At 73.1% G+C, this 8,539-nt stretch carries 8 protein-coding genes; 6 read left to right on the forward strand and 2 right to left on the reverse strand.

Going from position 1 to position 8,539, the window contains the following annotated elements:
* Positions 1-61: 61 nt before the first annotated feature.
* Positions 62-706, reverse strand: coding sequence for an HAD family hydrolase (locus tag VQ02_RS22415; RefSeq protein ID WP_245239819.1), 645 nt, complete (start codon positions 704-706; stop codon positions 62-64).
* Between VQ02_RS22415 and VQ02_RS22420 the strand changes: the two genes are divergently transcribed.
* The 6 genes from VQ02_RS22420 to VQ02_RS22445 all read left to right on the forward strand — a co-directional run bounded on the left by VQ02_RS22420 (position 696) and on the right by VQ02_RS22445 (position 7,459).
* Complete coding sequence (locus VQ02_RS22420) at positions 696-1,328, forward strand: SGNH/GDSL hydrolase family protein (RefSeq protein WP_048446438.1); 633 nt, start codon at positions 696-698, stop codon at positions 1,326-1,328. The genes VQ02_RS22415 and VQ02_RS22420 overlap by 11 nt on opposite strands.
* Positions 1,329-1,411: 83 nt before the next feature.
* On the forward strand, positions 1,412-2,059 hold the full coding sequence (locus tag VQ02_RS22425; RefSeq protein WP_048446439.1) for a dienelactone hydrolase family protein: 648 nt from the start codon (positions 1,412-1,414) through the stop codon (positions 2,057-2,059).
* Positions 2,060-2,678: 619 nt separating this feature from the next.
* Positions 2,679-4,481 (forward strand): Hint domain-containing protein, encoded by a 1,803-nt coding sequence (locus tag VQ02_RS40075; protein ID WP_167350780.1) that lies wholly within the window; start codon positions 2,679-2,681, stop codon positions 4,479-4,481.
* A 28-nt stretch (positions 4,482-4,509) separates the two neighbouring features.
* A complete protein-coding gene (locus VQ02_RS22435) occupies positions 4,510-5,403 on the forward strand; it encodes a hypothetical protein (RefSeq protein ID WP_048446441.1) in 894 nt (297 codons plus the stop codon).
* A gap of 304 nt (positions 5,404-5,707) precedes the next feature.
* Positions 5,708-5,971: a hypothetical protein gene (locus VQ02_RS22440; RefSeq protein ID WP_048446442.1), complete on the forward strand. Its 264-nt coding sequence runs from the start codon at positions 5,708-5,710 to the stop codon at positions 5,969-5,971.
* Positions 5,972-6,106: 135 nt separating this feature from the next.
* Positions 6,107-7,459, forward strand: a complete 1,353-nt coding sequence (locus tag VQ02_RS22445; RefSeq protein WP_048446443.1) for a leucine-rich repeat-containing protein kinase family protein — start codon at positions 6,107-6,109, stop codon at positions 7,457-7,459.
* A gap of 43 nt (positions 7,460-7,502) precedes the next feature.
* Here VQ02_RS22445 and VQ02_RS22450 read toward each other — a convergent pair whose 3' ends face one another.
* Positions 7,503-8,417 carry a manganese catalase family protein gene (locus VQ02_RS22450; protein ID WP_048446444.1) on the reverse strand — a complete coding sequence of 305 codons (915 nt, stop codon included), beginning with the start codon at positions 8,415-8,417 and terminating at the stop codon, positions 7,503-7,505.
* Positions 8,418-8,539: the final 122 nt, after the last annotated feature.

The raw sequence follows: 8,539 nt of genomic DNA on the forward strand, positions 1-8,539 counted from the left end.
CGCGTCGACGGACGACGCGGGGACCGGACCGTCGCGGACGGGTGGGGCCCCGGGCGGGCCGTCACGCCGCGCCGGAGCCCTCGCCCGGAAGACCGCCCGGCAGGTGGGCCGCCAGCGTCCGCAGCGACGCGCGGGCGGAGCGGTGCAGGATGAACACGCCGCCCATCCCCTCCCAGAGGTGGCGATGGGTGGGCGTGTCGTCGACGAGCACGTCGCCCGGGCGGCAGTGGCGGCTCTTGTCCACCGCCAGGCAGGTGACGAGGCGCGTGCCGGGAAAGTGCCGGGCGGCCCAGCGCTCCTTCTGCGGCTGCGCCCAGGTCCCCCGCGGGCAGCCGGTGAGGATGATCGGCGCGAGGGGGCGCACGGCGTCGAACAGCGCCATGGCGTCCGGCATCAGCGGGAGCTGCCCGTAGAAGTCCGGGGCGCGGGCGAGCGCCGCCCAGAACCGGGCGAGGCCGTGGCGCTGCCGGTAGGCGCGCGGCGGGCAGCCGAGCACGCGGGCCGCACCCGCGTCGAAATCCGCCAGCACGCCGTCGCAGTCGAGGTAGAACTGCATCGCTCCGGCAACGCCGTCGCCCGGCGGCGGGATCCGCCGCAAGGCGGGGGCGTTGCCCTTGTCCGCCGCGAGCGCCGCCCTGTCGTCCCGGCCGGAGCGCCCGCGAGCGGGGCCGCTCCCAACAACCGATGAGAGGCTGATGACCCACACGGTCCTGCTCGGTGACTCCGTCTTCGACAACGGCGCCTACGTGCGCGGTGATCCCGACGTGGTGCGCCAGCTGCGCCCCCTCCTGCCCGGCGGGAGCGCCACGCTGCTCGCGGTCGACGGGGCGGTGCTGGCGGACGTGCCGCGCCAGCTCGCCGGCCTGCCGGAGGACGCGACCCACCTCGTCGTCAGCGCGGGCGGCAACGACGCCCTGCTGGCGTCCGGCGTGCTCGACGGCCCGGCGCGCTCGGTGGCGGAGGCGCTCGACCGGCTCGCCACCGTGCAGGATCGGTTCCGGGCGGCGTACCGCGCGATGCTGGACGCGGTGCTGGCGCGCCGGCGCCCGACGGCCGTCTGCACCATCTACGACCCGCGCTACCCCGACCCGGCCCGGCGGCGCCTGGCGGCGACCGCGCTGGCGGTCCTCAACGACGTGGTGACCCGCGAGGCGGCCGCGCGGGGCCTCGCGCTCCTCGACCTGCGGGTGCTGTGCGGCGAGGACGCGGACTACGCCAACCCGATCGAGCCCTCCGTGCAGGGCGGGGAGAAGATCGCGGCCGCGATCGCGGCGTTCCTGCGCGAGGAGGCGGGGCAGTCCCGCGGCCTCGTCATCGCGCGCGCCTGAGGGGACCCGCATCCCGGTCCGGATCCGCTCCGCGCGCATCCGTGCCGGTGCTGCCTCCACGGTGACGAGGATATCGGTCAGCCATGCTGAGCTTCACCAGCGCCGGGACGCCGATCGAGGTCGAGTGGTTCGCCGCGCGGGCATCCGGGGACGGGCCCGCCGTGCTGCTCCTCCACGGCGCGGACGGGCTCACCTTCGCGGACGGCTACCGCCTCGCGGCACGCAGCCTCGCGGCGTCCGGCTACCACGTCGCCTTCCTGCATTATCTCGACCGCACGAACGACCGCCGCGTCGCCTATGCCCGGCTGCGGCACGACTTCCCGCTCTGGGCCGGGACCGTTCGCGACGGCCTGAACTGGCTGGCGCAGCGGCCCGGAGTGGACGCGGGGCGCCTCGGCCTCGTCGGCGTCTCGCTCGGCGCGGCGCTGGCGTTCGACACCGCCGCCTCCGACGCCAGGGTCCGGGCGATCGTGGATTACTTCGGCCCGCTGCCGGACGGGCTGGCCGCACGCCGGCCCCGGCTGCCGCCGACCCTCGTCCTCCACGGAGCCCGGGATCCGGTCGTGCCGGTGTCGCAGGCCCACGCCATCGCGCGCCTGCTCGCGGAGCAGGGCACTCCTCACGAGCTCCAGGTCTACCCGGACCAGGGCCACGGCCTGACGGGGGCGGCGCAGCTCGATGCGGCGGCCCGCACCGCGCGCTTCCTGGACCGCCATGTCGGCCTGAGGTGAGCGCCGGAGGGGCCCGCGAAGATCCGATCGCCTGCCCGCCGCCACCGTTACTGGCCGCGGCGTCGCCTTGGGGCTTGGGCGCCCCGTCAGCGTCCGGAGGACATCGGGGCGGCGCTGCCCCGCTTCGCGGCCTGCCAGCGGGCGGGGTGTCGGGGCGCATGAGCGCGGACGGAATTCACCCGCCTCGTCTCGGTCGGTGGGACGGTCAGGCCTCCCGCCGGCGGATCTCGGGGCCGTGCCGCGGTGGCGCGGGCGATGGCCCGAGTGTGGCCGGCGGGGCACATTGGTCGCCCGGTTGTCGAAAGGCCCGGTGCTGAGACCGTGAGGTCAGCTTTTGAGACGCGCAAGTCTTTCGGAATTTTTCTATCTTATGTTAGCGGAAACGAGGCGCGGGCGGCGGCGCGGCCCCGCATGACGCAGTGGAGTCTCGGGACTTTGCTGCTGCACAGCGCGCGGTAGCGGTTCAGAGGGTGCGAGGGGACGTTGAGGGATGGCGAACGCCGTAGGAAATACGCGTGAAGATCAGGTCAGGTTCCTCTCAGGAGTCAATGCCGATGGAACCCTCGCGAGCCCGACCTTCGCGACGCACAACGGAGACACGCCCGATACGTACGGGACGATGTCACGCCAGTTCCATTGGGGGCCGGCCAACGCGGCCGGGACGGGCGGCGGCACCCTGACCTACGAGTTCGATCCGGATTCGAACTGGACCGCGACCGAGCAGGCCGCCCTCGCGTCCAGCTTGAGCATGTGGTCCGCGGTCGCGAACATCTCGTTCCGGCAGGCGAGTGCGGGCGCGGACGCCAATATCGGGTTCGTCCGGAACGCAGACGGCCGGGCCTTCGCGGCGTCGATTTCGACGCCGCACCCTGTCGGCACCAGCGTGATCACGCCGCCCAACGACGGCCAGGTCGCGATCTCGCTGGACATGGGCGAGAGACCGACAACGACAGGCAAGCACGGCTCGCTCAACGACTTCCAGGCCACGTCAGGAGGCTTCGGCACCGGCACGGTGATGCACGAGGTCGGTCACGCCCTCGGTCTCGGCCACGGCGGGCCCTACAACAACACCAGCTCGGTCAGCCAGCAGTACAGCCCGTACGACAACGAAATTTCGACGATGATGTCGTACTTCAACCCGCACGGTTCGGTGAACTATCCCAGCCCGATCGTCGGGACAAACTGGGTAAATGATGGTGGAATAAGGCAATACGCGACCACTTGGATGCCGCTGGACATCGACGCGATCCAGCGCCTCTACGGCGCCCAGACCAGCGGCCCGCTCAACACCGCCCAGACCTTCGGCTACAACACCACGATCACCGGAAGCCTGAAGCCCTACTTCGACTTCTCCATCAACTCATCCCCGGTCATCACCCTCTACAACACCGCCGCGACCGGAAACGCCCTCGACCTCTCCCTCAGCAGCCAGGGCGCAGCCCTGAACCTCAACGCAGGCACCTACAGCAGTGCCTTCGGCATGACCAACAACATCGCCATCTACGACAAGACCTACATCCAGCGCCTCGCCTGCGGCGCGGGCGACGACGTCTGCACGGTCAACCTGACCAGGGACAACACGATCGACGGCGGCGGCGGCGGCAACACGGCGGTCTTCGCCGGCAATCGCGCCGACTACACGATCTCCCAGGCGGACGGCGCTACGGTCGTGACCCGCAACGCGAGCGCCGGGTCCGCCGAGAGGCCCGCCGGCGTCACCAGCACGCTGACCAACTTCCAGGCCCTGCGCTTCGACGACCAGACCGTCGCCGTCTGCTTCTGCACCGGCACCGGCATCCGCGTGGTCCGGCACGGCGCCCCGCTCGACGTCGCCGTCGAGGATCTTCAGGTCGGCGACCAGGCCGTCACCGCGTCGGGCGCCCTGCGGCCGGTCACCTGGATCGGCCACCGCCACCTTGCTGCGCGTGGCCGGGCACTGCCGGCACCCCAGCAGCCGGTCCGCGTGCGCGCCGGCGCCTTCGGGCCCGGGCTGCCGGCCCGCGACCTGCGCCTGTCGCCCGGCCACCCGGTGCTGGTCGGGGCCGATGCGGACGGCGCGGGTGGTGTGCTGGTGCCGATCATGTGCCTGATCAACGGCACCAGCATCGCCCACGAGGCGGTCGCGTCGGTGACCTACTGGCACGTCGAACTCGACGCCCACGACGTGCTGCTCGCTGAGGGCCTGGCCGCCGAGAGCTACCTCGACTGGGGCGACCGGCCGTTCTTCACGCAAGCCTCCGATCACGCCCTGCACAACCCCGACTTCGTGGTGCCGGGCCTGGCTGCCCGCTGCCGGCCTGTGGCGGTGGACGGGCCGGTGGTCGAGGCCGAGCGGGCACGGCTGTCGGCCCTGTTTGCCGCTTCGCTCGGGGCGGACTGCGCCTGGGACGAGGCCGGGCGCTTCGGCTGGCTCGCCGCGTGAGGCTCGCCATGCACGACCGGGCCGGGCCGTGAGGCCCGGCTCCCTCTCCCTCGACGCCTTCCTGACCCGCCGCGCCGCCGACCGGCGGCTGGCGCGGCTGACCCACGACCTGCCCCTGCCGGAGGGGCGGGGTCTGGAATTCGGGCCGGGGAACAACCCCACGCCCCTGCCCGAGGGCGTGAGCGTCGCCTACGTCGATCACGCCCTCGCGGCGGGTGATGGCCTGCCCGGTGCGGCGCCGATCGACCACGCCTGGACCGGGTCCGGCGCCCTCGCCCCGATCGTAGGCCCGGAGCCGCACGACTTCGCCATCGCCGCGCAGGTGGCCCAGTACGTGCCGAACCTCCTCGGCTGGCTGCGTGGCATCCACGAGGTGCTGCGTCCGGGCGGCGTGCTCAACCTGTCGCTGCCGGACAAGCGCTTCATGTTCGATGCCGCGCGCCCCGCCAGCACCCTGGCGGAACTGGTCGAGGCGGACCTCCTCGGCCTGACGCGGCCGAGCCCGCGCCAGGTCTTCGCCCACGCGAGCGAGGCCCGGGCCATCGCGCCGGATCGGATCTGGGCGGGCGAGGATCCGGCGACGGCGGCGCGCCTCTCCGGCGAGGCGGCGCTGGCGCACGCCTACGCGGAGGCGTCCGCAGCCCTGGCAGCCGGGACCTACGTGCCCTGCCACTGCTGGGTGTTCACGCCGGAGAGCTTCCTCGGCCTGGTGGCTGGCGCGATGCGACTGGGCCTGTTCCCGTTCGTGCTGAACCGGATCGGCGCGACGGACGTGGGCGGGTTCGAGTTCTACGTCTCGATGCGGCGCGACGGGGAGGAGGAGCCGACGGCCCTGCGCCGGCTGCAGGACGGGGCGATCGATCACCTGGATCAGGTCCTCGCGCGCCAGCGCCGGACCGCGACGCTGCTCGCCGGGCAGTGAGGCGGCGTCGGCGGCGGCCCTTTCGAGCCCGCGCCGTGTCGCGGGCTCGCACCGCGAGGCGCGTCCGGATTCCCGCCGAACCCGGCTCTCGGCCGTCCCGCCCGCTTCCACGTCGCCCGGGCGGATCGCCGAACGGGCTCGCACACCGACGGGCCTCCGCCGGGGCCGGGCGCGGCCATTCGGCGCCGGGCCTGCGGGAACCTCGGCCGGCCGCCACCCGTTTGCTCCATCATATCGCCCATGCTCGGCTTGATCATCTCGACTTGCTCATGTCGACTTGCCCACGCCGTAAAGGAGACGTCCCATGCGAGCTTCAGCGATCCGGGTTTCCGTAGCGGCGGCCCTCGTCCTCGGAACGGCGGGCGCGGCGCTTGCCCGCAACAGCGATTCCGGCAGCGGGCTCTCGCCCTACGCCGCCCTCAGCGGCAACGACCGCTCCGCCGGCGTCAACAACGGCAATTTCCGGCAGCCGCGCTACGACCCGTACCTGCGCACCTACGGCCGCCCGCCGTCCGGCTATCTCTACCGCCCGGCGCCGCCGGCCTACTACTACGGCTACCCGTACTGAGGCGCGGTTCCTGCGGCCGGGCCCCTTGATCCGGCCGCGTTTCCTGGCGACGACCGTCCGGCGGCAACCGGAATGCCGCCGGGAGACAACGATGCCGACACGCCTCCGACCCCGCCCGGCCGCGTTGCTCCCGGCATGAGCCTGCCGCCCGCGACCCGCGAGGGCCTGGACGCCCTGCGCCGGGGCGACCTCGCCGGAGCCCGGGAGCTGCGGCTTCCCGGCGGCCCCGAAGGGCGCCTCACCGAGGTGCCGTCCGAGATCCTCGGCCTCGCCGACACCCTCGAGTTCCTCGACCTCAGCCACAACGACCTGACCGCGCTGCCCGCCGATCTCGGCCGCCTGCGCCGGCTCCGGGTGCTGTTCTGCTCCGGCAACCGCTTCGCGCAGCTGCCGCCGGTCCTCGGCGACTGCGCGGCCCTGAGCCAGGTCGGCTTTCGCGGCTCCGGCCTCGCCGAGGTTCCGGCCGAGGCGCTGCCGCCGGCCCTGCGCTGGCTCACCCTCACCGACAACGCGATCGAGGCCCTGCCCGCGGCGATCGGGGCCCGGCCGCTGCTGCAGAAGCTGATGCTGGCGGGCAACCGCCTGCGGGCCCTGCCGGAGAGCCTGGGGAGCGCGGAGAACCTCGAGCTCCTGCGCATCGCCGCCAACGGGTTCGAGGCGCTGCCCGCCTGCCTTGGCGCCCTGCCCCGCTTGGCCTGGCTGTCCTGGGCCGGCAACCCGTTCGAGGACCGGGCCGCGCCCGCGGCGGTCGCGGCGGAGCCCGTCGCCTGGGCCGACCTCGCGGCCGGCCCGCTCCTCGGCGAGGGTGCCTCCGGGCGGGTGATGCGGGCCGCCTGGCGCCCCGGCGGGGCGGAGCCGGCGCGCGCCGTCGCCCTCAAGCTGTTCAAGGGGGCGATGACCAGCGACGGCCTGCCGGAGCGCGAGATGGCGGCCTGCCTGGCGGCCGGCGCGCACCCGCACCTCACCGGCGGCCTCGGCCGCCTCGTCGACCATCCGGCCGGCGCCCAGGGCCTGCTGATGCCGCTGCTGCCCGAGGGCTGGCGGGTGCTCGCCGGCCCCCCGAGCCTCGCGAGCTGCAGCCGCGACGTCTACGATCCCGCCCTGCGCCTGCCGCCCGCGGCGGCCCTGCGCCTCGCGCGGGGCGTCGCGGCGGGCGCCGCGCACCTGCACGCGCGGGGCTTCGGCCATGGCGACCTCTACGCGCACAACATCCTGTGGGACGGGACGCGCGGCGAGGCGGTGCTGAGCGATCTCGGCGCCGCCTCCGCCCTGCCCGCGGGTCCCGAGGGCGAGTTCCTGCAGCGGCTCGACGTGCGGGCCTTCGGGCTGCTGCTCGAGGAGCTGGGAGCGATCTCGCCCCTCGCCCACCCGGCCCTCGACGCCCTCGTCCGGGCCTGCACCGGACCCGACCCGGCGGCGCGCCCGGCGATGGCCGAGGTGCGGCGCATCCTCGACGCCGTCGTCCTTCCCGAGACAGAACCGGCGTGACCGGCCCCGCGGCCCTGCCGGGCCACGGGGCGGCCGTCGCGGATCAGCGGCTCTTCTTGTAGAGCTTGCTCGCGATCTCGAAGATCTCTTCCGGCTTGTAGTTCGGCGCGAAGGCGCCGTAATTGCCGTCGAGTTCCGGGATCTTGCCGCCTTCGGGCGCGCCGTCGACGACCTCGAGGTTGCCCGGAGGATCGCCCGGCAGCGCCACCTCGTCGTTCGACCAGACGCCCGCCGCCTCCGGGTAGTCCGGAGAATTGAACCGGTAGAGCCGGCGGTGGCTGCCCTCCTGGAGGTACTTCTGACACTCCGGAATGCGGTCGAGGTTGATGTTGGGGGTCGGCAGCATCTGCTCGATGGCCACGCCCGTGAGCTTCTTCAGCGCCAGCGCGTAGGCGTGGGCGTGGACCGAGCCGCGCACCAGCAGGTAGCCGCAGACCTCGCGACCGGTCGGGTCCTTCAGGGTCTCGTAGACCCGCAGCTTGTGGATGCGGGCGCCGCATTCGAGGTGGAAGTTGTGCAGGAGGTCGATGATGATGTTCCCGGTCGTGGTGACCATGTCCATGTTCCACGACGCGGCGTTCGAGTTCATCGGCATCGCGCCGCCGCCGTTGCTGAGGAAGCTGCCGGCGAGGCGGATGTCCTGCATGTCGTGGAACGGGGCCTTCGACACGTCGACGTCCGGCGTCGGGTCGCCGGGTCCGTTGTTGAGCATCGCCACGCCGGTCGAGACCAGCTCGACGTGACCGAGCTCCTCCATGAAGATGCTCGAGACCAGGCTGTAGAACGGCCGCAGCTTGGACTTGTCGCGGAAGTTGAAGCTCTGGAACATGTAGTTCCCGAGCGTCGACATCTCGCCGTACTTGCCCCCGAGCAGCTCCTGCAGGGCGGCGGCGGCGTTCGGGTCGGGCCTCTTGGGCTGCGGCAGCTCGGCCTGCAGGCGGTCGATCCTCATGAACATGGGCACGGCCTTTCCGGTCGGGGAGCCTCCCCGAGGGGTCGGGGATAGTCCCGGGGGGCATCGGATTGATTCAGGTTAGGTTCCGCCGCGTGCCCGCCTCGGGCGCATCGGTCGCAGGCGGG

This window comes from Methylobacterium variabile (genome assembly GCF_001043975.1).
GTDB classification, from domain to species: domain Bacteria; phylum Pseudomonadota; class Alphaproteobacteria; order Rhizobiales; family Beijerinckiaceae; genus Methylobacterium; species Methylobacterium variabile.

Coding starts and splice junctions, on each gene's coding strand:
- VQ02_RS22420 (WP_048446438.1), top strand. CDS start 696: ATGACCCACACGGTCCTGCTCGGTGACTCCGTCTTCGACAACGGCGCC.
- VQ02_RS22425 (WP_048446439.1), top strand. CDS start 1,412: ATGCTGAGCTTCACCAGCGCCGGGACGCCGATCGAGGTCGAGTGGTTC.
- VQ02_RS40075 (WP_167350780.1), top strand. CDS start 2,679: ATGTCACGCCAGTTCCATTGGGGGCCGGCCAACGCGGCCGGGACGGGC.
- VQ02_RS22440 (WP_048446442.1), top strand. CDS start 5,708: ATGCGAGCTTCAGCGATCCGGGTTTCCGTAGCGGCGGCCCTCGTCCTC.
- VQ02_RS22445 (WP_048446443.1), top strand. CDS start 6,107: ATGAGCCTGCCGCCCGCGACCCGCGAGGGCCTGGACGCCCTGCGCCGG.
- VQ02_RS22450 (WP_048446444.1), bottom strand. CDS start 8,417: ATGTTCATGAGGATCGACCGCCTGCAGGCCGAGCTGCCGCAGCCCAAG.